Below are 26299 nucleotides of genomic sequence, written 5' to 3'. Positions count from 1 at the left end.
AAAAGTTATGAGTTATGTAGTACCAATAGGTCCATATCATCCTTCTTTAGAAGAACCTATACATGTAAAATTATTTACTGAAGGTGAAGCTATTAAAAAGGCTGAAGTTTATATTGGATACAATCATAGAGGGATTGAAAAGCTTTGCACTGAGAAAAATTTTATACAAACTATAACTTTAGTTGAAAGGGTATGTGGAATTTGTTCTCATTCACATGCATTAACATATTGCTTAGCTCTTGAAAGTATTAGTGAAATGGAAGTTCCAAAGAGGGGTTCTTATATAAGACTAATAATTTGTGAGCTTGAAAGATTGCATTCTCATTTTTTATGGTTAGGACTTGCAGCACATATAATAGGATTTGATAGTGCTTTTATGCATACTTTTGGAGCAAGAGAAAAGGTAATGGATATGTTAGAGATGCTCACAGGTAACAGGGTTAACTATGCTATGAATATTGTTGGAGGTGCTAGAAGAGACCTTTCTAAAAATCAGCTTGAAGAATTAAAATCAATGATTGATGAATTAGAAGAACCATATAAGAAAATGTTTGATATATTTGCAAATGACAGAACTATATCTATGAGAACAAGAGGTGTTGGAAAATTAACAAAAGATGATGCATGGGTATATGGTGCTTGTGGACCACATGGTAGAGCATCTGGAATTAAAGGTGATGTAAGACAAGATGATCCTTATTGTTGTTATGATGAATTTGATTTCAATATTGCATTCCAAGAAGATGGGGATGTTTTTTCTAGGGTGGTAGTTAGACTTCTTGAAATTGAAGAAAGTATGAAGATAATTCGTCAAGCTGCAGAAAATATGCCTGATACTCCAATTAATTTAGGGATAAAGATGCCTAAAATTCCAGCTGGAGAAACTTGTGTTAGAATTGAGGCACCAAGAGGAGAACTAACATATTATGTAGTTACAGATGGAGGACAAAAGAATTTAAGAGTTAATATTCATGTTCCTACTTTTAAGAATGCTCCTACAATACCAGTAATGTTAAGAGATAATTCAATTGCAGATGCAGGGTTAATTGTAGCTAGTATAGATCCTTGTTTCTCATGTTTGGATAGATAATATGCATGAGTTAGCTGTTACTCAAAGTATTATAAATATATCTAGTGAAGAGGCGGTAAAACATAATGTTAAAACTGTTAAGGAAATAAGAATTCATGTAGGAGAGTTAAGTGGGTTAATACCTGAATGCATACAATATTATTTTAACATAGCAAGTAAGGATACTATTGTAGAGGGGGCATTGCTAAAAATAAAAAAAATGCCAATTAAAATAAAATGTAATGAATGTGGACATATAAATGTAATAAAAAAAGGGGAATATAGCTGTCCAAAGTGTAATAGTTATAACATTAAGATTATTGGTGGAAATGAATTTTTTATTGAGAGTTTGGAGGTAGAGTGATGGAGATAAAAGTGGTTAGACAAATAATGGAATGGAATGAAAATTGTCATGATGAAATCCAAAAATATTTAGATGATAAGAAAGTATTTTTAATTAATGTAATGGGATCTCCGGGAGCAGGAAAAACTACTTTTATAAAAGCTATAATAAACAACTTAAGAGATAAATATAATATAGGGGTTATTGAAGGGGATATTGCAAGTAAAATTGATGCTGAAAAAATAGCAGAAATAGGTATTCCTGTTGTTGAACTTAATACTGATGGAGCATGCCATATAGAAGCTATGTCTATAAAAAACATATTACCCAATTTTGATTTGGATAATTTAGATATCTTAATAGTTGAAAACATTGGTAATTTGGTATGCCCAGCTGAATTTGATATAGGAGAACATCTAAAAATTGCAATTTTAAGTGTTCCGGAAGGAGATGATAAAGTACCTAAATATCCACTAATGTTTACAAGATCTAATGCTCTTATAATTAATAAATTTGATTTAAAAGATATATTTAATTTTGATGATAAAAAAGTTGAAAATGAAGTAAAAACAATTAATAAGAATTCAAGTATATTTAAAGTTAATTCAGTGAATCAAAATGGAATAAGAGAAGTTGCTGAGTGGATTGAAGATAAAGTTAAAAAATAAATTTATGGAAAGGAGGTTATTCTAGTGAAGAATTATAAAGCAATTTTTTCTACGTTTATTTTATGTTTTATATTTTGGATTTTATATACCTATAGTGGTGGTAAGGTAGATAGTGAAGAAGTAGTTGCTGGAATTATAGTATCATTTATAGTTGCATTATTTAGTAGTAAATTTTTCATTAGAGAAGATGCATTTTGGCTTTTCAACTTTAAACGATTAGGTTCTTTAATAGCTTTTATACCAATTTATTTTGTTGAGTTATTTAAGGCAAATTTAGATGTAGCTCTTAGAGCATTATCACCTAAAGTGAATATTAATCCAGGAATAGTAAAAATCGAAACAGAGTTAAAATCTGACTATGGCCTTTCAATGCTGGCAAATTGTATAACGTTAACGCCAGGCACAATAACAATGGATATAGTTGAACAAAAGAATAAATGCTACATGTATATACATTGGATAGATGTAAAAGATAAAAATATAGAGGCAGCATCAGATAAGATTAAAGGTAATTTTGAACCATGGGTAAGGAGGATTTTTAGATGATGACGTCAGATATTATCTTAGTTTCTATTATATTAGCGGTCTTAGCTTTGATACTTTTATACAGGGTAATAAGAGGACCACATGTTATTGATAGAGTTATGGCTGCAGATTGTATTGATGTAATAATAGGGCTTGTTATGGTTCTGTTTGGATGTTATGAAGGTAGAGGAATTTATGTAGATTTAGGATTGATTGTTGCTCTGCTAGGATTTATTGGAACAGTATTGATAAGTAAATATATGGAGGGAAAAATATAATGAGAGTATTAATAGATATATTCTTTATACTGGGAATATTTTTTATATTTGCTGGTGTAGTTGGTATGATAAGAATGCCAGATACATTTTGTAGACTTCAATCCTCAACCAATATAGTAACGATGGGTGGATTATCAATACTTATTGGAACATCTATATATGGATTTTATATTGGAAATAATTCAATTGGAATAAAATCTATAGTAATAGCAGTTTTTATATTATTAACTAATCCAGCCGCATCTCATGCTATGGCAAAAGCCGCATATAAAAGTAAAGCAGAAATGAATGAAAAAAGCGTATGCGATGAATATGGGAGGGACAAGCAAAATGAATAGTATTAATATTCTAAATACTATAATAATAATTGGCATTGTTATCGCAGGACTTTGTACGGTTTTAATAGATGACATAGTACCCTGTGTTATTTCAATGGCAGTAGTTGGTACTTTTGTAGCTATAGAATTTTTGATTTTAAGAGCTCCAGATGTAGCTATTGCGGAGGGCGCTGTAGGAGCAATTTTGACTCCAATAATATTTATAATAACTTTATCAAAAACAAAAGATAAAAATAAAACGGAAAATGAAAAAGGAGGCAAATAGAGTGAAGAAAGGGTTTGCTTGGTTTTCATTAGTAGTAATATTTATATTTGGCTGTTATGTATGTATAAAAATGGCTGTATTGCCATCTACATACCATGGTATAGCAAATTTAATAGTAAAAGATACCTTGCAAAAAACAGGTGCAATAAATTCTGTAACAGCAGTTGTGTTTGATTTTAGAGGATATGATACTTTAGGAGAATCTTTTGTATTGTTTACTGCTATTACTGGTTCTGCTGCTATATTGAGAAAATCTGTAAAAGCTAAAGGAGGAAAGCAATCTCATGAAAAATGATTTGAAAAGTAGAGATTCTATTGTAAAGAGTTGTGCTAATATAGTGCTTCCATTGGCTTTGACGTTAGGATGTTACTTAATACTTCATGGACATTTAAGTCCAGGAGGAGGTTTTCAAGGTGGAGTGTTAATAGCAGGTGCAGTTGCTATACTTTATAGCGCATACGGAATTGATACTATAAGAAGCACATTCAATATTACTAGACTAAAAGTTTCAGAGGATTTAGGAGCACTTGGATTTATTTTTTTAGCAAGTTTAGGAATAATATATGGAACTAGTTTTTTTGGAAATATAATTCATAATACTGGTGAAGTTGGAAGAGTATACAGTGCAGGTACAATATTTTGGATGAATTTTGCGGTGGGTTATAAAGTTTTAGCAGGGATAGGCTTTCTTATATTGATAATGGCGAATACGTTAAAGTCAGATGATGAGAAAGAAGAAAAGAGGTGAATATTTTATGTCAATTAATTATATAGGATCCTTTTTGTTAATAATTTTTGGACTTTATATAATGATTATGAAAAAAAACTTAATAAAAATTGTTATAGGGATGTCTCTTTTAGATACAGGAATAAATTTACTTTTAATATCGGTTGGATTTAGAGTAGGAGGTACAGCTCCAATATTTATGAATGATTTAAAAAAAGGAGCATTTTTCGTAGATCCAGTACCTCAAGCATTAACATTAACATCAATAGTTATAGGAGCGTGTGTTACTGCACTAGCTTTATGTTTGGTGATAAAAATAAAAGAGCATTATGGAACTATTGATGCAGATAAGGTTAGGAGGTTAAACGGATGAATGGTAATATTAGCAATTTACCCATGCTAGCTATTATTATTCCTTTTACAAGCGCATTTTTACTAGGCCTTTTTGGTAGTAAACGTGTAAAAATACACAAAGCAATAGCTTTCTTTAGTACTTTGATTTCTTTAATAATGGTTATATTACTTATAAAACCTATTTTATTAAAGAATGAAATAATTTCTTACTGGATGGGTAGTTGGATTCCAGAAAAAAATTGGGCTATAGGTATAGGATTAGAAGTAGATGGACTTGGCTTGTTTGTTGGATTGATAATTGCTGTAACTTGTTTTTTGTCAAGTATATATTCTTTTAGATATATGGAAAAAGATAATGGGCTTGATAAATATTACACCTTATTTTTATTATTAACTGCCAGTATGCTTGGTTTTGTATTTACTGGTGATTTATTTAACATGTATGTAATGCTTGAAATAATGACTTTTGCAGCAATTGCACTTACATCATTTAGAAATAATACGTATAAGGCAATTGAAGCAGGTTTTAAATATATTGTAATAGGTTCTCTTGGATCATCGCTTATACTTTTAGGAACGGTACTTCTATATGCACAAGTACATACATTGAATTTAGCTCAGATTGCAGCTATTCTTCACAAACAGGGATATAGTACAGTATCAATTTTTGCACTAGCTCTTTTATTAGTTGGGTATGCAGTAAAAGCCTTTTTAGTTCCTTGTCATACCTGGCCACCAGATGCTCATATGTCAGCACCATCATCTATTTCAATGCTTTTATCAGGAGTTATGAGTAAAACAGGTGTATATGGTATAATACGAGTTTTATATATGTTATATCAAAGTATGGGACTTCCTCAAGTTGAATTTTTGATTATATTCTGGGGTACAATTACTATGTTTATTGGTGTAACTATGGCACTTATTCAAACAGATTTTAAACGATTACTAGCTTTTCACTCTGTATCTCAAATAGGTTATATAGTAACTGCATTAGGAGTGGGATTAGCACTGAATTCAAAGGTTGCTGTTCTTGGTACAATGGGTGGATTATATCATATGTTAAATCATGCTACGTTTAAATGTTTACTTTTCTTGTGTGCAGGAGCTGTATTGTATAGAACAGGTACTACTGATTTAAATAAATTAGGTGGACTTTCGAAAAAGATGCCTCATACAACTATATTATTCATGATTGGTGCAGCATCAATTAGCGGTATTCCACCATTTAATGGATTTGTATCTAAGTGGTTAATATATCAGTCAACCTATGAAGCAGGGTATGCTCCAATAACTATTATAGCATTACTTGTATCTGTTATGACTCTTGCGTCTTTTGTAAAAGTAGGTCAATCCGTATTTTTTGGTAGAATGCCAAAGGAACATAAAAATGTTAAGGAAATTCCATTAAGTATGAGAATACCAATGGGGATTCTTGCATTCATATGCATTTTTGCAGGCATATTTCCTAAATTCATATCAAAATATATAATTGAACCTGCTGCGTATTCTATATATAACATAGGTAAGTATGTGGATGTTATGTTTGGAAAGGGATATGCAGCTAAGATGTTTGGAGAAATAAAAATACCAGAATTAAACTATGTTTATGCAGGGTATTGGAATCCTAAAGCATGGCTTGTATTATTTTTAATACTTTTAGTAGGTTTTATGCTTGTATTAACTATTAATATAAGAAGGACTAATAAGACAACAGTAGATGCAGTAGAGCAATTAGACTCCAAATATGAAACATTTACGGGCGGTGAAAAAGAAGAATTTACACATGTTGCTGGACATGATTTGTTTTGGGGACTAAAGCATGAATTGAGTGGATATTTTAAGGTTATTCATGAAGCACATAGTGGAATAGTAAATGACTACGTTTTGTGGGTAGTTGGGTGTTTATGTATAGTAACAATATATTTATTTGTGTTAATGCCGTAGGAAGGAGGGAACATAATGGAAATACTCAAATTATTGTTTTATATTTTAATTTTTCCAGGGTTTTTATTTAGTACTGTATTTGGGTTATTTCTTTCAGGTATAGATAGAAAAGTTGTTGCAAAGATGCAAAGAAGAGTTGGACCACCTATTTTGCAGCCTTTTTATGATTTATTCAAACTTATAGGAAAAGAACGTATTATACCTAGAGAGGCAGCTAGAAAAGTTTTTATTATGGCTCCAATAATAGGATTAGTAGCTGCAGTTACAATATCTTTGTTTATACCTATATTTGGTTTTACTTTTGTACCTAATGCAGCAGATATAATTGTTATAATATATCTATTGACAATACCTGCTGTAGCTTTAATGATTGGAGGTTCTTCCTCAGGATCTCCTTATGCTGGAGTAGGAATTTCAAGAGAAATGGTAGCAATGCTTTCCTATGAATTACCTTTAGTTATTGTATTATTAGCTGTAGGATTAAAGGTGGGACATGGATTAGATGTAACTGGGGGAGTTACTTTTTCATTAGCAAAGATAAATGATTACCAAGTTCAAAATGGAACGATGATTTCTCATTTGAGTATGATACCTGCTGCAATAGCATTTTTGCTGCTTATACCTGCTGAAGTTGGCAGTGTACCATTTGATGTAGCGGAGGCGGAAACGGAAATATGTGAAGGACCGCTTGTTGAATATAGTGGATTATACCTTGGAATATATAAATTAACTTCAAGTGTAAAAATAGTCATAATGACAAGTTTATTCGTTGTATTATTCTTAGGTGGAAGAGGTTTTGGAAATTTATTTGCTAATATAATTTTATTTATAGTGCTGTGTATAGTAATAACAATAATATCTATATCATTTATTAAAGGTGTAGTGGGTAGAATAAAAATAGAGCAGACATTAAAATTCTTTTGGATTGTACCAACAACACTTGGTATTTTAAGTTTAGTATTAGCTTACTTAGGACTTTAATTAAGATACAGCAGTAATACTAATTTATTTAAGAAAGGAGATTAATATGTTTGATAAATTAATAGAAAAGAGTAGAGTTAAATCTCCGTGGATATATCATTTGAATACAGGATCCTGTAATGGATGTGATATAGAGTTGGTGTCACTTTTAGGCCCTAGATATGATGTAGAAAGATTAGGTGTAAAATTAACAGGTACACCAAGACATGCAGATATTGTTGTGGTTACAGGACCTGTTACAGCTCAATCTAAAGATAGAATGTTAAGAGTATTATCTCAAGTTCCAGAGCCAAGAGTGATTGTTGCTGTAGGTTCTTGTCCGGCATCAGGTAATGTGTTTAAGGAAAGTTATAGTGTCGTAGGACCTTTAGATAAATGGGTGCATGTTGATGTACAGGTAGGAGGATGTGCTGCAAAACCTGAAGCAATAATTGATGGAATATTAAAAGGTGTAGAAATTTTAAAAGAGAAGAGAGGGATTAAGTAATGGCTAAAATTCCTTATGTAAAGCATGCATTAAAGAATCTTTTTAAAGCACCTATTACAGAAAAATATCCTAAAAGTCCTATTAAGATGCCAGAAAAATATAGAGGGAAGATTAATTTTGATGCAGAGAAGTGTATTGGGTGTGGAATGTGTATAAGAGTATGTTCACCTGGTGCAATTTCAAAGAATATTAAGAAGTTAAATGATACTGAACAAGAAATAACAATGTCATTTAATCTTGGTTCTTGTACATTTTGTAATATGTGTGCGGATTTTTGTCCTAAAAAAGCAATAGAACTTACAAAAGAGTACTCTATGGTTTCTACTGATAAAGATGATTTTATTGTGAAAGGTTCATTTACAAAAAAACTTCCTCCAAAGCCAGATCCTAAAGTGATAGCAGCAATGAAAGCAAAAGCAAAAGAAAAAGCAAAGGCAAAAGAAAAAGCAAAGGCAAAAGAAAAAGCAAAGGCAAAAGAAAATAAAAGTAAAGAAGAAAATAAGTAGATTATGTTTAGATGACTTTTTAGTCATCTTTTTTTGTGTATTTTTGTTCCTAAAATGGGTTATTAAGAATACATTATAATAAGGAATTTAATAAGGAGGATGAGTATGAATAAAAAGTTAGCTCCTGAGGAGGTAATATATGATATAAAGTTTGATAAAGATGAAATAGTGGAAGGAGAAGAAGTTTCTGATTATAATGATGTATTTAGTAAATTGAAAACATCTATGGAGATAGAAAATGAAGGATATAATACTTATATTATAGATGATTTTGATAAAGATAAAATTGAGGATATAAAGAGTTATATAAATAAACTTTATATAAAAAGAAAAGCACCAAAAGATATATGTTATGTTTCAGGTGAAGATATAAAATGTCCCAAATCAATATTTTTACTTAATGGAAAAGGGAAAGTATTTAAAGAGATGGTTGAAGAAATCAAAAAGATTTATTTAGAATATACATTTGATTTTTACAATAATTCTGTTAATAAAGAAAAAGAAGAAGTGGTTAACTTTATAGAAAAACAAAGAAATAAATATATAGAAGAACTTATTAGTTTAGCAAAAGAAAAAGGTTTTTATATGAAGGCAATGCATAGTGGATTTACGTTTATACCTATAAAAGAAGGTAAAGAGATGACAGAGAATGAGTATGATGAATTAAGTGAGGATAATAAGCAAGATATTTTAGATAAAATTGCAGTGTTAAAAAATATGTCAAAAGATATAATAGAACAGTTAAAGAAAATGGAATTAGCTCAAATAGAAAAAATTAAAGATATATTAAAAATTTATTATCAATCAAAAGCTAGAGAAATAAAAATAAAATATAAAGATGAGTTTTTTAATGATTTGTATGTGATAGAATTTTTAGATGATATGTGTTCAAATATAGAAAGTAACATAATAGATAATTATTCCATGAATTATGAAGATGATGAAGAAAAAATTAGTGAAATCATTAATAAATATGAGGTTAATGTTTTGGTGGATAATTCAGATAACGACAGACCATTGTGTGTATTTGAAGAAGATCCAAATGTATATAACTTAATAGGAAACATAGAGTATGAAAACCATAATGGTGTATATACAACGGGTGTTAATCTCATAAAGAGTGGTTCGCTTTTAAAAGTAAATGAAGGTTGTATTATTCTTAGGGTAAATAGTTTGCTTTCAAATCCACCTGCATACTATTATTTGAAAAAATCGTTAATGAGTCAAAAAGTAGATTTTAATTACAATAGAGGGTATTTGGAGTTATTATCATTAAGTGGTTTGAAGCCTGAAGCTATTCCAATTAAGGTGAAAGTGATTCTTATAGGTGATTATGAAACTTATGATTTACTGTATAAGTATGATGAGGATTTTAAAAGACTTTTTAAGATGAGAGTTGAATATGATCCAATAGTGGATATTAATTCGGAATCTATTTCAATATTTAAGAATAAATTAAAAACAGTTTGTAAGGAAAATAATATTATTGAACTAGAAGATGATGCAGAAAAAGAATTGATTAAATATTTATCACGACAAGTAGAAAATAGGAAAAAAATATATTTAGATAAAAATAAAATTAGTACTATATTAAATTTAGCAAATTCTATTGCAATTGAAAAAAATGAAAAGTCAATAAATCGTGATGATATTATTAAGGCTGCGTATCCTAAAGAATTAATTGAGAAATATATAATTAAGAGTTATGAAGAAAAGAAAAGATTTATATTTATAAATGAAGGTATTATTGGACAAATCAATGGTCTTTCAGTTATAGATAGTGGTTATTTTAGAGTTGGAAGACCTGTAAGGATAACTTGTTCTTGTTATAGCGGAGATGGAGATATAATAGATGTACAAAAAGAGAGTAATCTTAGTGGAAATATTCATAGTAAATCTATAAGTATACTAAAAGGATGTATTTTTAATATGATAGGAGGCTATGAAAAGATACCTGTAGATTTTCATTTGAGTTTTGAACAATTATATGGATATCTAGAGGGAGATAGTGCTTCAGTAGCAGAAATTATTGCTATGTTATCATCTCTTAGTAAAATTCCAATAAAACAGAACATTGCAGTAACGGGTTCTATAGATCAATTTGGTAATGTTCAACCTATAGGTGGTGCCAATGAAAAAATTGAAGGATTTTATAAAGTATGTAAGCATTTGGATAGTGTAAAAGATAAAGGAGTTATTATACCAAAATCTAATAAGGATGATTTAGTTTTAGATAAGGAAGTAGAAGAGTCTATTAAATCACAAGAATTTGCTATTTATACTGTAGAGAATATATTTGATGCAGCATATATACTTTTAGGAAAAGATGAATTAGAAATTATGGCTGCAGTAGAAAAAGAAATGAAAAAATACTCAAAATTAAAGAGAAACAAAAGATAACATTAATATAAAGTAAAAAGTAAAAAGAAGAAAGAGTGTTCTACTTTCTACTTTTTACTTTGTTTTTATACGTTGAATCTAAATACAACAACGTCTCCATCTTTCATTATATAGTCTTTACCTTCAAGTCTATAAAATCCTTTTTCTTTAGCTGCAGCTTCAGAACCACAGTCTATTAATTTATCATAATCAACTATTTCTGCTCTAATGAAACCTCTTTCCATATCTGTGTGTATTTTTCCAGCAGCTTGAGGAGCTTTTGTACCATTAGTAATAGTCCAAGCTCTAACTTCTTTTTCACCAGCTGTTAAGAAACTTATAAGACCTAATAATTTATAGCTAGCATGAATAAGTTTATTAAGGCCAGGTTCTTTTAAACCATATTCACTAAGCATTTCCATTTTTTCTTCATCATCAAGAGTAGAAAGTTCTTCTTCAAGTCTGGCACAGATTGTTATTACTTCTGAATTTTCATTTGCAGCATATTCTCGTACTTTTTTTACCATATCATTTTCAGTGTTACCATTCATTAAATCATCTTCTGATATATTGGCAGCATATAGTACTGGTTTTGAAGTTAAAAGAAATAATTCATCTACAAATTTTTGTTCTTCTTCATCTAACTCTAAAGTTCTTACAGGCTTGTTTTCTTCAAGGTGAGCTTTAACTTTATTCATTAATTCTAAATTAGCTTTAGCTTTTTTATCTCCTGAACGAGCAAGTTTAGTTGCTTTATCCATTCTTCTTTCTAGTACTTCAAGGTCAGAAAATACTAATTCAAGAGTTATAGTTTCAATATCTCTAATTGGATCTATAGAACCATCAACGTGTACTATGTTACTATCTTCGAAACATCTTACAACATGAACTATAGAAGAAACTTCTCTTATGTGAGATAAAAATTTGTTACCAAGGCCTTCACCTTTACTAGCACCTTTTACAAGACCGGCAATATCATAGAATTCTATAGATGTATGAGTCTTTTTCTTAGCAGTATACATTTCTTCTAATACATCTAATCTTTTATCAGGAACAGCAACAACCCCAACGTTTGGTTCAATTGTGCAGAAAGGGTAGTTTGCTGATTCAGCACCAGCTTTAGTTATAGCATTAAATAAAGTACTTTTACCTACATTTGGTAATCCTACAATTCCTAGTTTCATATCTATGTACATTCCTTTCCTAACGAGTATTATTATGAAAATTGACTTGTGTCTTAAACATATTAGTCACAAGTCAACTAAAATTATACTCTAGAATTCTATGTATTTCAAGAAAATGAAGAATTGTTTACTTTTCAGATAAATATAAGCCGATGAACATTCCTCTCATGAAGCTGCAGCCTATGATGCTGGCAATGCACATCCTTTCTTTTCTATTTAAATTTTTAAATTTATGATGTTTTATGATATTATGTCGTGAAAACACGAAAACCATCTCCTTTTGTAATATTTATTATTATTTTATGCATAAACTGACTTTTTATATATGTATACTATTTCCAGTGTGTATAAGGCAATTTATAAGGTTAATTTACAAGAAAAATATGTATATTTTAATATTTTTAAAAAAAATATTAAAATTTTATTAAAAAATAAAGGAATTTTAATTTGTATATAGAATAAAAAAATTAAAGTGGTGAAAAGTGGTTTAAAGTGGAGTAAAGTAGTTAACTGAGGTGTAATTATGTTCATAGGAGAATACAGTCATGCTATAGATAGTAAAAATAGGATAATTATACCATCTAAACTTAGAGAAGGTTTAGGAAATACATTTGTTTTAACAAAAGGATTAGATGGATGTCTTTATGCATATCCTATGGATGAATGGAAACAGTTAGAGGAAAAATTGAGGAAGCTTCCTTTGACTAACAAAGATGCAAGAGCCTTTGTTAGATTTTTCTTTTCAGGAGCGAACTTAATAAATATAGATAAACAAGGAAGAGCTTTAGTCCCTCAGAATTTATTAGAATATGGGAAAATAACAAAGGAAATAGTAAGTATCGGGGTAGCAACTAGAATTGAAATATGGAGCAAACAAAAATGGGATGAATATAACAGCTCAGATATTGATTTTGCTTCTATAGCTGAAAAAATGAGTGAATTAGGAATATAACAATAATTAGTGAGGAGAATGAAATAGTATGAATTTTAAACACGTATCTGTATTATTAGAAGAATGTATAGATGGATTAGATATCAAAGAGAATGGTATTTATGTCGATTGCACTTTAGGTGGAGGAGGACATTCTAAGGAAATATTAAAAAAATTATCTCCACAGGGTAAATTAATTGGAATTGATCAAGATACCAATGCAATAGATGCAGCAAAAGAAAGACTAAAGGAATACGAGAATGTGATTTATGTTCATGATAACTTCTGTAATATAGATAATATTTTACGTGAATTGGACATTGAAAAAGTAGATGGAATATTAATGGATTTAGGTGTATCGTCACATCAATTAGATGAGGCTGAAAGAGGTTTTAGTTATATGCACAATGCACCTCTAGATATGAGAATGAATAGAGATAAAGATTTTTCTGCTTATGATATAGTAAATGGGTATGAAGAAAAAGAAATTGTAAGAATTATTAAGGAGTATGGTGAAGAAAAATTTGCAAAAAGGATTGCATTTAATATAGTAAAGGCAAGAAAAGAAAAGCCTATAGAAACTACCTTTGAACTTGTTGATGTAATAAAAAGTTCTATACCTGCTAAATTTAGGAGAGAAGGACCTCATCCAGCTAAAAGAACTTTCCAGGCTATACGTATTGAGGTTAATAATGAACTTGGAATTTTAAATAAGACTATTGAGGATTCAGTAGAACACTTAAATGAAAAAGGAAGAGTTGTAATTATTACATTCCACTCTTTAGAGGATAGAATTGTAAAAAATAAATATAGAAACTTACAAAATCCATGTACATGTCCGAAAGATTTTCCAATTTGTATATGCGGTAAAATTCCAAAATTAAAAATGATTAACAAAAAACCTATAGTAGCTTCAGAGGAAGAGCTTGAAGAGAATCCTAGGAGTAGAAGTGCTAAATTGAGAATAGGTGAAAGAATATAGTTCTAAAATTGAAATGGGGTGAATAAAGTGATAATGATGAATAAAGAAGATATAGAAGGAAATACAGTGTTATCATCTAATGCAAATGTATCACGTCCCAAAGAAAAAAATAATGTAGAGAGGGATAACAAGAGAGAAAGTTTTAAAAATGCTAAAAAGAGAAATGCTGTAAAGAAACTTAAGGTTATAAGAAACATTGGAATAGTTTTTGCAGTTGGTATGGTACTAGTATGCAGGTATGCATACATATGTAATATAAAACAAGAAGTACTTAATACAAAACAAGAGATAACTAAAGCAAAAAAAGAAAATGAAAGCTTAAAGATTAGGCTATTAAAATATAATAACTTAGAATATATTGAAAAATATGCTACAGAGAAACTAAACATGGTAAAGCCTTCCATGGATAATGCTGTTTACTGTGATTTGAATAAGAAGAATTATAACAAAAACAAAAATACTAACGATGACTCAAAAAGTAAAAATAATTTAATTGAATTTATAAAAAACAAATTATTCTAATGGAGGTAATAAGTTGTCAAAAAAGGTTTACAAAGACAAAACTATAGTTAAACGTAGAATGATATTTGCGTTTTTTGCTTTTTTTATTTTGTTTTTTGCTTTAATTCTTAGACTAGGATATATAATGGTTGCAAAGTCAGCAGATTATAAAAATAAAGCTATAAATCAATGGACTAATGTAATAAAAATAGATCCTATAAGAGGAAATATACTTGATAGAAATGGAAATGCATTAGCAATTAGTGCTAATATATACAGAGTAGATTTAGATTTGAATACTCTTAGACAATACATGAGTAAGAAAAAAGTATCTGATAAAGAAATAGCAAATAAGTTAGCCGCAGCATTAGAAATGGAAGAAGAGGAAGTACTTAAAACTATTAATAAGACTATAAATGGTAAAAAAATTGGTGCAGCTACTTTAAAAAGAAGAATTGAAAAAGATGCAGCAGATAAAGTTAGGGAATTAAATATTGATGGTGTTGTAATTTCAGGGGATACAAAAAGATATTATCCTAACAATAATTTCCTAGCACATGTTTTAGGACATACTAATTCAGATGGAAAAGGACTTACTGGCGTTGAACTTATGTACAACGAATATTTAGAAGGAAGACCAGGAAAGAAGATAGCAGAGACAGATAGTAGAAGGAAAGAATTACCTTATTCAATATCTCAGTATGAAAAACCTGTAAATGGATTTAATGTAGTACTTACAATAGATGAGATGATACAGCATTTTGCAGAAAAAGCTGCAGATCAAGCAATGAAGGATAATAAAGCTAAGGCTGTAAGCATAATAGTTATGGATCCTAACAATGGAGAAATATTAGCTATGGTTAATAAGCCAGACTATGATCCTAATAACCCTTGGAAAGAAGGGGTAAGCTATAATGAATTACAAAAGGAATGGAGAAATAGAGCTGTTAGTGATACTTTTGAACCAGGTTCTATATTTAAAGTAGTAACAGCTACTGCTGCTTTAAGTGAAAAAGTAATTGATCCTAAAACATATCAAATTGTGTGTAATGGTTCTTCTCAAGTTCTTAATAAAAGAATTCATTGTTGGAAAAGAACAGGACATGGTCATGAAACTTTTGTAGATATATTAAAGAATTCTTGTAATGTTGGTTTCATGGATTTAGGTGCAAAATTAGGAGCTGAAAAGTTAAATAAATATATAACAGCTTTTGGATTTGGTAATAAAACTGGAGTAGATTTAAATGGAGAAGCTAAGGGAATTATCAAGCAAACTAGTAAAATAACTCCATTGGATTTAGCTACAATATCTTTTGGTCAAACAAATACAGTATCTTGTGTTCAGTATTTAACAGCGTTTAATGCTATAGCTAATGGAGGAAAATGGATAAGACCTCATGTAATGAAGAAAGTTGTAAGTAATGAAAATAATAAAGAAATTGACATAAAACAATATGATAAGTATGATGAGAAACAGGTTATAAATCATGATGTAGCAGTAGAACTTAGAGGTTATTTGGAAAAGGTTATATCTGAAGGTGGAGGAAGAAAAGCTTTTATAGAAGGATATCATATTGCAGGAAAAACAGGTACAGCTCAAAAAGTTGAAAATGGCAAAGGATATGGTGCAGGTAAATATATAGCATCTTTTGCTGGTATGGCTCCTGCAAATAATCCTAAAATAACAGTTTTAATTTCGATAGATGAACCTGATCCATCAAATTATTATGCAGGACAAATAGCAACACCAGTTGCAAAACAAGTTTTTTATGATGTTTTTAATTATTTAGCATTGAAACCTGATGCTTCAGGAAAAGAAATTGCAGAGAGTTTACTTAAAGATATTATGATACCTGAAGTTAGAGGTTTAAAAAAATCAGAAGCAACTAAAATATTAAAGGAAAATAAAATTGATGTAAAAATTGAAGGTAGTGGAGATTATATTACAGATATAAGTCCTAAACCAGGATATTCTATAAAAGAAAACAGTAAAATTATACTTTACACTGGAAGCAAGGGAAATTATAATAAGAAAGAAGTTGTAGTTCCAAATCTTAATGGATATACATCAGAAAGAGCATCAAAAGTTTTAAATAGTATAGGTTTAAAAGTTAGATTTACAGGTAATGGTTTGGTTTCTGGTCAAAGTATAAAACCAGGGCAAAAAGCTTTGAAAGGTACAACAATTACACTACAACTTAATGTTATTGGCGATTAATAATAAAGCTGTTGGCAAAAAATTATATATTGTCAACAGCATTTGTATTGTAGATTAAATAGGAGTGATACTATGAAACTTAAAAACATACTTAAAAATATTGAATTTAAGTTAATGCAGGGAGAATTAAACTTAGACGTTAACAATATTCAATATGATTCAAGAAAAATAGGTAAAGGAGATGTGTTTTTCTGCATAAAAGGATTTAATGTAGACGGGCATAAATTTATAAATAATGCAGTAAAACAAGGGGCATCGGTTATAGTTTGTGAAGATAAACCACAATCTATACCACAATGTACAGTTATACAGGTTAAAGATACTAGAAAAGCACTTGCAAGAGGCGCTTCTAATTTTTATGGAAATCCAAGTGAAAAGATGAAAGTTATTGGAATTACTGGAACTAATGGCAAAACTACATCTGCATTTATGCTTAAATCTATTTTAGAGCAATGTGGTCATAAAGTTGGGCTTATAGGTACAATAGCAAATTATATAGGAGATAAAAAGATACATTCAGTGAGAACAACTCCTGAATCATTGGAATTACAAAAATTATTTTATGATATGGTGCAAAACAATGTACAGTATTGTGTCATGGAAGTGTCTTCACATTCACTTAGTTTAGATAGGGTATTTGGTGTGAACTTTCATAGAGCTATTTTTACAAATTTAACTCAAGATCATTTAGATTTTCATAAGACATTTGAAAATTATTATAATGCAAAGCTAAAATTGTTTAAAAATTGTAGTACTGCAATTATAAATATAGATGATAAATATGGTAAAAGAGTATATGAAGATGTAGATAATAATAAGATGACTTATGGTATTGATAATGAAGCTGATATTGTGGCTAGAAATATTGAGATACATTCTAAGGGTATTGATTTTGAAATTTGTTATGAGAATAAAACAGAAAAAATTAACTTGTCAATACCAGGGAAATATAATGTATATAATTCATTAGGTATTATAGCTGCATGTTTAAGTGAAAATATAAGTTTAGAGGATATAAAAATAGGACTTAAAAAACTTCAAGTACCTGGTAGATGTGAAATTGTAACAAAAAATTATCAATTAGGATTTGATGTTATTGTTGATTATGCGCATACTCCTGATGGTCTTGAGAATATATTAAAAACAGCAAGAGAATTTACAAAAGGAAAATTGATCAGTGTATTTGGATGTGGTGGTGATAGAGATAAAACTAAAAGACCTATCATGGGAGACATAGGAAGTAAGTTAAGTGATATTGCTATAGTAACTTCAGATAATCCTAGAACTGAAGATCCAATGAGCATTATACAAGATGTAATTAGTGGTATAAAAAAAGATAATTATGTAACTATTGAAAATAGAAAAGAAGCAATTAAAAAGGCTATGAAAATTGCTCAAAAGGGTGATGTTGTAGTTGTTGCAGGAAAAGGTCATGAAGACTATCAAATACTAAAGGATAAAACAATCCATTTTGACGAGAGAGAAATTGTTTCAGAATTAATAAAGGAGCTGTTTTAAATGTTTAATTTGACTTTAGATGAAATTACAAAAGCAGTTAATGGAAAATTAATTTTAAAAGGAAATAAACTAGATTACAGCAATGTAAGTACTGATACACGAAAACTAAGAGATGGAAGTATTTTTATTGCATTAAAAGGAGAAAGATTTAATGCAAATGATTTTATTGTAGACGCCAGTAAAAAGGGTGCACATTTATGTATTGTAAGCGAAGCTAAATTTGATGAAAAAGAGATAAAACCTGAAACTTCTATAATTTTAGTAGATAATACTCATAAGGCACTTTTAAGTTTAGCCAAGTATTATAGAAATAAATTAGATATAAAAGTAGTAGGTATAACAGGATCTACAGGTAAAACATCTACAAAAGATTTAGTTGCGGCTGCTTTAAGTTGCAAATATAAGGTATTTAAAACTAAAGGAAATTTTAACAATGAAATAGGGCTTCCACTTATGATATTAGAAATGGATAATAGCTTTGATATAGCAGTTTTAGAGATGGGTATGAGTAATTTTGGAGAAATACATAGATTGGTAGATACAGCTAGACCGGATGTGGCACTTATGACGAATATTGGAATTTCCCATATAGAAAATTTAAAAACACAAGAAAACATATTAAAGTCTAAAATGGAAATTACCGATTATTTTACTAGTGAGAATACATTAATTGTTAATAATGATGATAAATTCTTAAGTAAAATTATTAGTAATAAATTTAAAATTAATACAATAGGAATAGAAAGCCACAGTGACTATCATGCTGAAGATATAAGTGTAACACATAAAGATATTACGTTTAATATCAATGATAAAAAACGTAATAAAATTGAAAAATTTAATATTAATGTATTAGGAAAACATAATGTATTAAATTCTTTGATGGCGATTGCATGTGCTAGAACTTTTGGACTAAATTATGATGAAATTAAAAAAGGTTTAAATAATATAGAAACTACATCTATGAGATTAGATATCATAAAAGGTGAAAAATTTACTATAGTTAATGATTGTTATAATGCAAGTCCTGATTCTGTTAAAGCGGCTATTGATGTAGTGATTAGTTTGAAAGGTACTAGGAAAATTGCTGTTTTAGGTTCTATGGGAGAACTTGGACATAAAGCATATGAAGCACATGTGAGTGTGGCAGAATATGCAAAGAAAAAAGGCATAGATTATTTATGTACTTTAGGAGAATTTAATAAAGCCTTTAAAGAAGGTTTTGGTGAAAAAAATTACAAAAGTTTCCAGGATAAACAAGAATTAATAACTTATTTAAAAGAGTTTTTAAATAAGGATGATATAATATTAGTTAAAGCATCACGTTATATGAAATTTGAAAATATAACTGAAAAACTACAGACAATAAATTGATAAAGAAGGGGTTTTAAAAATGAATATAATAATTTATTCAATATTGGTTTCCTTCGTGCTATCTCTAATTGGAGGACCAATTCTTATTCCAATTCTTCATAGATTAAAATTTGGTCAAAACATAAGAGAAGAAGGTCCTAAAAGTCATATGAAAAAAGCTGGAACACCTACAATGGGTGGGTTAATATTTATTGTTGCAGCTATTATTACTATGATTATAATTGTAAGAGATCCAAGTGATGAATCAATGATCGCTTTATATGCTTTTATAGCATTTGGAGCTATTGGATTTATTGATGATATGCTTAAGATAGTTCATAAAAACAATTTAGGATTAAGAGCTTATCAGAAAATGATTCTTTTGTTAATAGTTTCAGGTGTATTAGGATATTACGCTGCTAATAATCCTAGTATTGGTACTAAAATTATTGTACCATTCTTAGGTGAAACATGGGATTTGGGTAAGTTATACATTCCTTTTATAATATTTTATTTTGCAGCGACAACTAATGCAGTTAATTTGACAGATGGGTTAGATGGATTAGCTAGTTCAATAACAATACTAGTTATGACATTTTTTACACTTGTAAGTTTTGCTATGGGACAGTATACTTTAGCTATATTTTGTGGAGTAATTGCAGGTGGTCTTTTAGGTTTCTTAAAATATAATGCATTTCCAGCTCAAACATTTATGGGAGATACAGGTTCTTTAGCACTAGGAGGTGCTGTAGGCGCTGTTGCAATGTTACTTAAGTTACCATTAATAGTTGTAATAGTTGGAGGTATATATGTTATAGAAGCTTTATCTGTAATAATTCAAGTGGCTTCATTTAAATTAACAGGTAAAAGAGTGTTTAAGATGAGTCCAATTCATCATCATTTTGAATTATGTGGATGGCATGAAACTAAAGTTGTTTCGATATTTAGTATAATAACAGTTATACTTTGTCTGTTGGCATTTTTGTCATTTCCTTTAAAGTAATTTATGGGGAGGATATAAAGCATGAATAAACCCAAATTAAAGCGGGGACAAATTGATTTTGTATTATTTTCAAGTATTATGTTATTGCTGGCATTAGGAGTTGTTTTGGTGGGAAGTGCTAGTTATAACAGTGCTTTATGGTTTAAAAAGGATGGATTCTTTTTTTGAAAAGACAGATTGTATGGTCTATATTAGGAACAATTTTTATGTTTATATCTTTAAATGTTAATTATCATAAATTAAAAAAATATAATAAAATGATTATGATAATTACTACAATTTTGCTGCTAGCAGTTTTTGCTTTTCCATCAGTTAATGGTGCTAAAAGATGGATAAGATTAGGACCAGTTCAATTTCAGCCTTCAGAAATTGCAAAATATACTATAGTTTTATATATGGCAAAAACAATTGAGAGAAAAGGAGAAAAAATTCAAAGTGCATTCTATGGAATTATGCCTTTTCTAATAGTATCAGGTTTTTATGCAGGATTAATTTTAAAAGGAAAAAACTTGAGTATTGCGTCAGTTATAATGATTGTTACTGTAATAATATTATTTTGCTCTGGTGCAAAGAAAAAACATATTTTTGGACTGTTTATACTTTTAGTTATTGGTGGTGTGGCATTTACAGTATTAGAACCATATAGATTGAAAAGACTTATGAATTTTACAAATCCTTGGCAAGACCCACGAGGGGATGGTTATCAACTTATACAATCACTTCTTGCTTTAGGTTCAGGTGGAATTTTAGGGGTAGGATTTACAAAATCTAGGCAAAAGAATTTTATGCCAGAGCCTCATAATGATTTTATATTTTCCGTAATAGGAGAAGAACTTGGAATGATAGGATGCGTTGTAATCATTACTTTATTTCTTATTTTTGTTTGGAGAGGAATAAAGACTGCTATTAATGCAAAGGATGTTTACGGCAGCCTTTTAGCCATAGGGATAACTTCTGTTATTGGAGTTCAAGCTATTATTAACATAGCGGTTGCTACAGGTTCTATGCCTGTAACAGGGGTACCACTTCCTTTTATAAGTTATGGGGGTTCTTCCCTAATATTTAATATGATTGCTATGGGAACATTATTAAATATATCACGGAAAACTAATGGATAGATTAATATTTAATTAACTCAACTTTCGCAGTAAAAAAACACTGCTTAGCGAAGGAAAATGATATCTTGCGTAAGAAACATTTGAACAAAGTTTACAAGTTCTTAGCTTTACGAATTTGAAAAAAGTTATTTTTTAATTACTAATTCCTACGGAATATTAATTAAAAAATCTTTTTTCAATATGAGTAAAGCTTAGAACTTGTTACTGAAGTGAAAGGTTTCTAAGCAAGATATCATTTTCCGTAGCGGCTATTTTTCATCTGCAAAAGTTGAGTTAATTAATTTTTACACAATATTTGTTCTTTATTATTAATATAAATTTTTATGGTAAAACTGAATAAAATTATAAATTTTAATAAATTGTTAATTTATAATAAATTTTATGAAGTAAAATTGGATATTTATAGTCTGTTCATGGTATAATTAATTGTGAATTTAGTTCGATAGGAAGATGTGAAATGAGATGATGAAAAAAAAGAATAATAAAGACAATATTACATATTTAAAAGAGAGTAAATACATAATACAAAATAGAGAAAAGCTTATAAGAAGCCGGAAACGTAAAAGAACAATAATTAGAATTGTTTTTATAAGTATATTGTTAATATCAGCATTTTTGACATTGTTGTTTAAATTACCATATTTTAATATAAAAAATATAGTTGTTGTTAATAATAAAAATGTTACAAAAAGCGATATTATGGATTTATCAAATTTTAAAATAGGAAGTAATATTTTTTATATTAATACAAAAGAAAGTGTAACTAATATACTTTCTAATCCGTATATATTAAATGTGGATATAAAAAGAAAATTGCCAAATCAAATATTAATAAAAGTAAATGAAAGAAAAGCAACATTTTATGCATATGTTAATAAAGAATATTATATAATAGACGAAAAATCTATGGTATTGGAAAAAAAGGAAAAAATAAATTTTATGCAGTTAGTGAAAATAATTGGATTTGATAGTGATAATCTACAAGTTGGACAACCATTACCATGTAATGATGATAGAAAAAAACAAATAATAAGAAGTATAACAGATATAATAAACAGCAACAATAATGGTATGAAAATGAGCGTTGTGGATATAAAAAATGTTTATGATATTAAAGCCTATTATGGTAATATATGTATAAAATTAGGCAATGAATCAAACTTAAAAGACAAATTTAATAAAGCTATAAATATAATACAAAAACAAGGTATTAAAAATAAAAAAGGTTATATAGATGTAAGTTTTAAGGGTAATCCTGTATTTTTTATTGAAAAATAGGAGGAATAGTATGAAAAAAGTTAGTGGGCAGGTTTCTATAGCTTTGGTATGTTGTTTATTAGGATTTATGGTTACCTATCAACTTAAGGTTATAAATAAAAGAAATCAAAGTGTTGATACAAGCAAAAATAATCCTGAAATTGTTGTAGAAATTGAGAAGTTGAAGAAGGAAAAGAAAAAATTAGAGTACAAGGTAAATGACTTACAATACAAAATACGAGAGTACGAAAATAAAGCTGTAGGAAGAGATGACATTACTAAAAGGTTAAAGGATGAATTAGATAATTATAGAGTTTTATTAGGTGAAACAGATGTTAAAGGGGAAGGAATAGTATTATATTTAACTCCTAAAAGTGATATTTTTAATGTAGGAGTAGGTTCAGAACCAAATGCAGTAAATGACAGAGACTTAATATACATAGTTAATGAATTATATTCAAGTGGTGCAGAAGCTGTATCTATAAATGACATAAGGCTTACACTTAACAGTGGAATAAGAAATGCTGGAGGATCTATACTTATAGATGGTAGTAATAAAATTTCTCCTAAACAAAGAATAGTTATTAAAGCTATAGGAGATAAAACTGTTTTAGAATCTACATTGGGTTTTCCAGGAGGGATACCAGCTAACTTATATGAGCTTTGTGAAGTGAAATTTAATTCAGAAGATGATATTTCAATAAAGAAAAGTAGTAAAGTATTTAAATTTAACTATGCTAAAACTGTGAAGAAAGAATAGGAGGACATATTTATGATAGCTCTAATTGGATTAATTATAGGTATATTAGTAGGGGCATTTTGGAATATAAATATTCCAGATAAATTGTCACCATATATTTCTGTTGCTATATTTGCTTGCTTAGATTCTGTCTTTGGAGCTATTAAAGCTAACTTATCAAAGCAGTTTAGAGTTGACATTTTTATCTCAGGTTTTTTTGGTAATGCAGTACTTGCGGCTGTTTTAGCATATCTTGGGGATAAGTTAGGATTACCAATTTATTTAGCAGCAGTAATAGTTTTTGGAAGCAGGATGTTTGATAATTTCGCAACTATAAGAAGAATACTCATTGAAAAAGCTAAGACACATCAATGAAGGTGATTAAATGAGAACTAACGAAATTCATATATTTGTGTTTGTTGCATCTATAATTTTAGGATTATTAATATCTTTGAATATTAATTTTAAAAAGGAAACAAATATTAAATTTTTAACAGTTGATCAATATCAAGATGCATATTCAGAGAGAAATAAGTTATACAATGACATAAGTAATCTTAGAAAACAGTATGAAGAATATAACTCGAAATATTCAAAATACAGATACAGTGAGAAAAATAAGTATGAAATATCAAATGATATTCAAGAAGAATTAGACGAGAATAAAACTAAATTAGGCATGACGGATGTTGAGGGACAGGGGATTGAAATAAGATTAAATGATGCAATAGAAGAATATAATGAAACTAGTGATAAGCTGTATTTAATTCACGATTATGATATTATGTTTTTATTAAATGATTTGAAAAATGCAGGTGTAGAGGCTATATCAGTAAATGGCCAAAGAGTAATAGATGGAAATTATGATTATTGTGGAGGGCCTTATATAAATTTTAATGGAATTAAAATAGTAGCCCCTTTTTATATAAAGGCTATAGGAAATAAAGAAGTAATAAATAAATTTATGCTTATGGATGAAAACTATTTAAAAGGCATGATGGTAGGTAGAAAAATTAAGGTGGATATCCAAATGAAGGATAATGTTAAAATAAATGCATACATAGGACAAAAAAGTTATAAACACGCTAGAGAAGTTATTCAAAATAAATAAAATTTAAATTAAATTTTAAATTTTATTAAATGAATATGAAGGAATTTGAGAATTTATGAAGAATAGTATATAGTAAAGAAAATTTAAGACGTTTTAATTGGGGAGCGATAAAATTGTCTATTGAGGAAAGCATATTAGGGATTGAAAAAAATTTAAATAATAATGTTAAGCTAATTGCGGTATCTAAGACACGCAATATTGATGAAATGGAACATGCTTATGAAGTAGGAGTTAGAGACTTTGGTGAAAATAAAGTTCAGGAACTTATAAATAAAACAGAAAAATTTCATAAAGATGTAAGATGGCATTTTATAGGACATCTTCAAAGAAATAAGGTTAAATATATTGTAGGGAAAGTAGATTTAATACAATCATTAGATAGTGTAAGATTACTCAATGAAATAGAAAAAAGATATGGTAAGGAAAATTTAATTGCAAATATGCTTATAGAAATAAATATCGGAAGAGAAGAAAATAAATCAGGGATATATGAGGAAGAATTACAAGATTTATTACAAGCATGTGAAAAGTGTAAAAATGTAAAAATTAAAGGATTAATGTGCATAATACCAAAGGGAACAAATGAACAATGTAAACACTATTTTAAAAAAGCAAAGTTGATTTTTGACAAACTTAAAGAAAAATCATACCAAAACATTAGCATGGATATATTGTCTATGGGAATGTCAGGAGATTATAAAATTGCAGTAGAAGAAGGTTCAAATATGGTAAGAGTAGGTCAAGGCATTTTTGGGCCTAGAAAATATAAATAGGAGGTTGTTGTGATGTCAGGTAAAGTTATGAATAAAGTAATGGGACTATTTGGTTTTGAAGATGACTATGATGAATTAGAGCAGGAAGAAAATGATAACTCACAAGAAGATGAAGTAGAAGCTGTTGAGTTGAATTCTCAAAAGCAAAATAAGATAGTAAATATACACACAGCATCATCTGCAAAAGTTGTAATAATAAAGCCAACTGATTTTGATGAAGCAGCAGATATTTGTGATGATTTGAAGAATAGAAAAATTGTAGTTGTAAATACTAGTAACTTAGAAAGTAAAGTTGCACAGCGTATATTAGATTTTATAGGTGGAGCTTGTTACGTTTTAGATGGTGGACTTCAAGAAATTGAAAAAAATATATATTTATTATCTCCATCAAATGTATCAGTTAGTAATGAATTAAAACGCGAATTATCAACTAAGGGGATATTTAATTTTACTAAATAGAAATGGAGGACTTTATGTTTATTTACTTTGTAAATATACTATTTAGGGTTATCGAATATGCAATACTTATAGAAGTAATTTTATCTTGGATACCACAAAGAAGAGAAAATCAATTAACGAGTATCCTACATACAATAACGGAACCATTTCTTCGCCCGGGAAGAATTATTCAACAAAAATTAATTCCTAATCTTATGATTGATTTTTCACCAATAATTGCATTATTTATTATAGCAATTTTAAGAAGGGTTATATATACTCTTTTAATAACTTTTTAGTTTAGT

Annotated in this window: 30 protein-coding genes and 1 pseudogene; 30 read left to right on the top strand and 1 reads right to left on the bottom strand. The window is 28.8% G+C overall.

Annotated elements, in window-relative coordinates:
• The first annotated feature begins 7 nt into the window (after positions 1–7).
• The 15 genes from ACFIJ5_RS11405 (at position 8) to ACFIJ5_RS11335 (ending at position 10889) form a co-directional block, all read left to right on the top strand.
• Positions 8–1090 (top strand): hydrogenase large subunit, encoded by a 1083-nt coding sequence (locus ACFIJ5_RS11405; protein WP_379807100.1) that lies wholly within the window; start codon positions 8–10, stop codon positions 1088–1090.
• A gap of 1 nt (position 1091) precedes the next feature.
• Positions 1092–1433 carry a hydrogenase maturation nickel metallochaperone HypA gene (hypA, locus tag ACFIJ5_RS11400; RefSeq protein ID WP_379807098.1) on the top strand — a complete coding sequence of 114 codons (342 nt, stop codon included), beginning with the start codon at positions 1092–1094 and terminating at the stop codon, positions 1431–1433.
• The gene (gene hypB / locus ACFIJ5_RS11395) at positions 1433–2080 is read left to right on the top strand and encodes a hydrogenase nickel incorporation protein HypB (protein ID WP_379807096.1); all 648 of its coding nucleotides are present in this window, start codon (positions 1433–1435) and stop codon (positions 2078–2080) included. Before hypA ends, hypB begins: the two co-directional genes overlap by 1 nt.
• A 24-nt stretch (positions 2081–2104) precedes the next feature.
• Positions 2105–2626, top strand: coding sequence for a Na+/H+ antiporter subunit E (locus ACFIJ5_RS11390; RefSeq protein WP_379807094.1), 522 nt, complete (start codon positions 2105–2107; stop codon positions 2624–2626).
• Positions 2623–2883, top strand: a complete 261-nt coding sequence (locus ACFIJ5_RS11385; RefSeq protein ID WP_379807092.1) for a monovalent cation/H+ antiporter complex subunit F — start codon at positions 2623–2625, stop codon at positions 2881–2883. Before ACFIJ5_RS11390 ends, ACFIJ5_RS11385 begins: the two co-directional genes overlap by 4 nt.
• Complete coding sequence (mnhG, locus tag ACFIJ5_RS11380) at positions 2883–3221, top strand: monovalent cation/H(+) antiporter subunit G (RefSeq protein ID WP_379807090.1); 339 nt, start codon at positions 2883–2885, stop codon at positions 3219–3221. The genes ACFIJ5_RS11385 and mnhG overlap by 1 nt, the downstream gene beginning before the upstream one ends.
• Positions 3214–3486 (top strand): Na(+)/H(+) antiporter subunit B, encoded by a 273-nt coding sequence (locus tag ACFIJ5_RS11375; protein ID WP_379807089.1) that lies wholly within the window; start codon positions 3214–3216, stop codon positions 3484–3486. The genes mnhG and ACFIJ5_RS11375 overlap by 8 nt, the downstream gene beginning before the upstream one ends.
• A gap of 1 nt (position 3487) precedes the next feature.
• Positions 3488–3781: a hydrogen gas-evolving membrane-bound hydrogenase subunit E gene (gene mbhE / locus ACFIJ5_RS11370; RefSeq protein ID WP_379807088.1), complete on the top strand. Its 294-nt coding sequence runs from the start codon at positions 3488–3490 to the stop codon at positions 3779–3781.
• A complete protein-coding gene (locus ACFIJ5_RS11365; RefSeq protein ID WP_379807087.1) occupies positions 3771–4235 on the top strand; it encodes an MnhB domain-containing protein in 465 nt (154 codons plus the stop codon). The genes mbhE and ACFIJ5_RS11365 overlap by 11 nt, the downstream gene beginning before the upstream one ends.
• A gap of 7 nt (positions 4236–4242) precedes the next feature.
• The gene (locus ACFIJ5_RS11360) at positions 4243–4587 is read left to right on the top strand and encodes a sodium:proton antiporter (protein WP_379807086.1); all 345 of its coding nucleotides are present in this window, start codon (positions 4243–4245) and stop codon (positions 4585–4587) included.
• Entirely contained in the window at positions 4584–6515 is a 1932-nt protein-coding gene (locus tag ACFIJ5_RS11355) for a proton-conducting transporter transmembrane domain-containing protein (RefSeq protein ID WP_379807084.1), read from the top strand. The genes ACFIJ5_RS11360 and ACFIJ5_RS11355 overlap by 4 nt, the downstream gene beginning before the upstream one ends.
• 15 nt (positions 6516–6530) lie before the next feature.
• The gene (locus ACFIJ5_RS11350) at positions 6531–7496 is read left to right on the top strand and encodes a respiratory chain complex I subunit 1 family protein (RefSeq protein WP_379807082.1); all 966 of its coding nucleotides are present in this window, start codon (positions 6531–6533) and stop codon (positions 7494–7496) included.
• Positions 7497–7542: 46 nt separating this feature from the next.
• Positions 7543–7983 (top strand): NADH-quinone oxidoreductase subunit B family protein, encoded by a 441-nt coding sequence (locus ACFIJ5_RS11345; protein WP_379807080.1) that lies wholly within the window; start codon positions 7543–7545, stop codon positions 7981–7983.
• Entirely contained in the window at positions 7983–8489 is a 507-nt protein-coding gene (locus tag ACFIJ5_RS11340; RefSeq protein ID WP_379807078.1) for a 4Fe-4S binding protein, read from the top strand. Before ACFIJ5_RS11345 ends, ACFIJ5_RS11340 begins: the two co-directional genes overlap by 1 nt.
• Positions 8490–8594: 105 nt before the next feature.
• Positions 8595–10889 carry an AAA family ATPase gene (locus ACFIJ5_RS11335; RefSeq protein WP_379807076.1) on the top strand — a complete coding sequence of 765 codons (2295 nt, stop codon included), beginning with the start codon at positions 8595–8597 and terminating at the stop codon, positions 10887–10889.
• 65 nt (positions 10890–10954) lie between these two features.
• Here ACFIJ5_RS11335 and ychF read toward each other — a convergent pair whose 3' ends face one another.
• Complete coding sequence (ychF, locus tag ACFIJ5_RS11330; protein WP_379807074.1) at positions 10955–12052, bottom strand: redox-regulated ATPase YchF; 1098 nt, start codon at positions 12050–12052, stop codon at positions 10955–10957.
• Positions 12053–12575: 523 nt separating this feature from the next.
• On the opposite strand from ychF, the gene mraZ reads away from it, so the two are divergent.
• The 15 genes and pseudogenes from mraZ (at position 12576) to ACFIJ5_RS11255 (ending at position 26293) form a co-directional block, all read left to right on the top strand.
• On the top strand, positions 12576–13004 hold the full coding sequence (gene mraZ / locus ACFIJ5_RS11325; RefSeq protein WP_379807072.1) for a division/cell wall cluster transcriptional repressor MraZ: 429 nt from the start codon (positions 12576–12578) through the stop codon (positions 13002–13004).
• Positions 13005–13032: 28 nt separating this feature from the next.
• Positions 13033–13965 carry a 16S rRNA (cytosine(1402)-N(4))-methyltransferase RsmH gene (gene rsmH, locus ACFIJ5_RS11320; protein ID WP_379807070.1) on the top strand — a complete coding sequence of 311 codons (933 nt, stop codon included), beginning with the start codon at positions 13033–13035 and terminating at the stop codon, positions 13963–13965.
• An 18-nt stretch (positions 13966–13983) separates the two neighbouring features.
• On the top strand, positions 13984–14487 hold the full coding sequence (locus ACFIJ5_RS11315; protein ID WP_379807068.1) for an FtsB family cell division protein: 504 nt from the start codon (positions 13984–13986) through the stop codon (positions 14485–14487).
• A 13-nt stretch (positions 14488–14500) separates the two neighbouring features.
• Positions 14501–16684 (top strand): stage V sporulation protein D, encoded by a 2184-nt coding sequence (locus ACFIJ5_RS11310; protein ID WP_379807066.1) that lies wholly within the window; start codon positions 14501–14503, stop codon positions 16682–16684.
• Positions 16685–16756: 72 nt separating this feature from the next.
• A complete protein-coding gene (locus ACFIJ5_RS11305; RefSeq protein ID WP_379807064.1) occupies positions 16757–18202 on the top strand; it encodes a UDP-N-acetylmuramoyl-L-alanyl-D-glutamate--2,6-diaminopimelate ligase in 1446 nt (481 codons plus the stop codon).
• Positions 18203–19576 carry a UDP-N-acetylmuramoyl-tripeptide--D-alanyl-D-alanine ligase gene (locus ACFIJ5_RS11300; RefSeq protein ID WP_379807062.1) on the top strand — a complete coding sequence of 458 codons (1374 nt, stop codon included), beginning with the start codon at positions 18203–18205 and terminating at the stop codon, positions 19574–19576.
• Between the two features lie 19 nt (positions 19577–19595).
• Positions 19596–20558: a phospho-N-acetylmuramoyl-pentapeptide-transferase gene (gene mraY, locus ACFIJ5_RS11295; protein WP_379807060.1), complete on the top strand. Its 963-nt coding sequence runs from the start codon at positions 19596–19598 to the stop codon at positions 20556–20558.
• A gap of 21 nt (positions 20559–20579) precedes the next feature.
• Positions 20580–21676: pseudogene (gene spoVE, locus ACFIJ5_RS11290) on the top strand (stage V sporulation protein E).
• A 462-nt stretch (positions 21677–22138) separates the two neighbouring features.
• Entirely contained in the window at positions 22139–22954 is an 816-nt protein-coding gene (locus ACFIJ5_RS11285) for a cell division protein FtsQ/DivIB (protein ID WP_404660480.1), read from the top strand.
• 10 nt (positions 22955–22964) lie between these two features.
• Entirely contained in the window at positions 22965–23693 is a 729-nt protein-coding gene (locus ACFIJ5_RS11280) for a DUF881 domain-containing protein (RefSeq protein ID WP_379807056.1), read from the top strand.
• Positions 23694–23705: 12 nt separating this feature from the next.
• The gene (locus ACFIJ5_RS11275; RefSeq protein ID WP_379807054.1) at positions 23706–24047 is read left to right on the top strand and encodes a small basic family protein; all 342 of its coding nucleotides are present in this window, start codon (positions 23706–23708) and stop codon (positions 24045–24047) included.
• A gap of 10 nt (positions 24048–24057) precedes the next feature.
• Positions 24058–24783, top strand: coding sequence for a DUF881 domain-containing protein (locus ACFIJ5_RS11270; protein WP_379807052.1), 726 nt, complete (start codon positions 24058–24060; stop codon positions 24781–24783).
• 113 nt (positions 24784–24896) lie between these two features.
• On the top strand, positions 24897–25556 hold the full coding sequence (locus ACFIJ5_RS11265) for a YggS family pyridoxal phosphate-dependent enzyme (protein ID WP_379807050.1): 660 nt from the start codon (positions 24897–24899) through the stop codon (positions 25554–25556).
• A gap of 12 nt (positions 25557–25568) precedes the next feature.
• Positions 25569–26015 (top strand): cell division protein SepF, encoded by a 447-nt coding sequence (locus ACFIJ5_RS11260; protein ID WP_379807048.1) that lies wholly within the window; start codon positions 25569–25571, stop codon positions 26013–26015.
• 14 nt (positions 26016–26029) lie between these two features.
• Positions 26030–26293, top strand: a complete 264-nt coding sequence (locus ACFIJ5_RS11255; RefSeq protein WP_379807046.1) for a YggT family protein — start codon at positions 26030–26032, stop codon at positions 26291–26293.
• Positions 26294–26299 lie beyond the last annotated feature (6 nt).

Source organism: Haloimpatiens myeolchijeotgali, assembly GCF_042688525.2.
GTDB lineage: Bacteria > Bacillota > Clostridia > Clostridiales > Clostridiaceae > Haloimpatiens.
Note: the sequence above shows the minus strand (reverse complement) of the source record. Positions and strands in the feature narration are given on the sequence as shown.

Bases quoted from the DNA above. Each gene is read 5' to 3' on its own strand.
- ACFIJ5_RS11405 (WP_379807100.1), top strand. From the start codon at position 8: ATGAGTTATGTAGTACCAATAGGTCCATATCATCCTTCTTTAGAAGAA.
- hypA (WP_379807098.1), top strand. From the start codon at position 1,092: ATGCATGAGTTAGCTGTTACTCAAAGTATTATAAATATATCTAGTGAA.
- hypB (WP_379807096.1), top strand. From the start codon at position 1,433: ATGGAGATAAAAGTGGTTAGACAAATAATGGAATGGAATGAAAATTGT.
- ACFIJ5_RS11385 (WP_379807092.1), top strand. From the start codon at position 2,623: ATGATGACGTCAGATATTATCTTAGTTTCTATTATATTAGCGGTCTTA.
- mnhG (WP_379807090.1), top strand. From the start codon at position 2,883: ATGAGAGTATTAATAGATATATTCTTTATACTGGGAATATTTTTTATA.
- ACFIJ5_RS11375 (WP_379807089.1), top strand. From the start codon at position 3,214: ATGAATAGTATTAATATTCTAAATACTATAATAATAATTGGCATTGTT.
- ACFIJ5_RS11365 (WP_379807087.1), top strand. From the start codon at position 3,771: ATGAAAAATGATTTGAAAAGTAGAGATTCTATTGTAAAGAGTTGTGCT.
- ACFIJ5_RS11360 (WP_379807086.1), top strand. From the start codon at position 4,243: ATGTCAATTAATTATATAGGATCCTTTTTGTTAATAATTTTTGGACTT.
- ACFIJ5_RS11355 (WP_379807084.1), top strand. From the start codon at position 4,584: ATGAATGGTAATATTAGCAATTTACCCATGCTAGCTATTATTATTCCT.
- ACFIJ5_RS11350 (WP_379807082.1), top strand. From the start codon at position 6,531: ATGGAAATACTCAAATTATTGTTTTATATTTTAATTTTTCCAGGGTTT.
- ACFIJ5_RS11345 (WP_379807080.1), top strand. From the start codon at position 7,543: ATGTTTGATAAATTAATAGAAAAGAGTAGAGTTAAATCTCCGTGGATA.
- ACFIJ5_RS11340 (WP_379807078.1), top strand. From the start codon at position 7,983: ATGGCTAAAATTCCTTATGTAAAGCATGCATTAAAGAATCTTTTTAAA.
- ACFIJ5_RS11335 (WP_379807076.1), top strand. From the start codon at position 8,595: ATGAATAAAAAGTTAGCTCCTGAGGAGGTAATATATGATATAAAGTTT.
- ychF (WP_379807074.1), bottom strand. From the start codon at position 12,052: ATGAAACTAGGAATTGTAGGATTACCAAATGTAGGTAAAAGTACTTTA.
- mraZ (WP_379807072.1), top strand. From the start codon at position 12,576: ATGTTCATAGGAGAATACAGTCATGCTATAGATAGTAAAAATAGGATA.
- rsmH (WP_379807070.1), top strand. From the start codon at position 13,033: ATGAATTTTAAACACGTATCTGTATTATTAGAAGAATGTATAGATGGA.
- ACFIJ5_RS11305 (WP_379807064.1), top strand. From the start codon at position 16,757: ATGAAACTTAAAAACATACTTAAAAATATTGAATTTAAGTTAATGCAG.
- ACFIJ5_RS11300 (WP_379807062.1), top strand. From the start codon at position 18,203: ATGTTTAATTTGACTTTAGATGAAATTACAAAAGCAGTTAATGGAAAA.
- mraY (WP_379807060.1), top strand. From the start codon at position 19,596: ATGAATATAATAATTTATTCAATATTGGTTTCCTTCGTGCTATCTCTA.
- ACFIJ5_RS11285 (WP_404660480.1), top strand. From the start codon at position 22,139: ATGATGAAAAAAAAGAATAATAAAGACAATATTACATATTTAAAAGAG.
- ACFIJ5_RS11280 (WP_379807056.1), top strand. From the start codon at position 22,965: ATGAAAAAAGTTAGTGGGCAGGTTTCTATAGCTTTGGTATGTTGTTTA.
- ACFIJ5_RS11275 (WP_379807054.1), top strand. From the start codon at position 23,706: ATGATAGCTCTAATTGGATTAATTATAGGTATATTAGTAGGGGCATTT.
- ACFIJ5_RS11270 (WP_379807052.1), top strand. From the start codon at position 24,058: ATGAGAACTAACGAAATTCATATATTTGTGTTTGTTGCATCTATAATT.
- ACFIJ5_RS11260 (WP_379807048.1), top strand. From the start codon at position 25,569: ATGTCAGGTAAAGTTATGAATAAAGTAATGGGACTATTTGGTTTTGAA.
- ACFIJ5_RS11255 (WP_379807046.1), top strand. From the start codon at position 26,030: ATGTTTATTTACTTTGTAAATATACTATTTAGGGTTATCGAATATGCA.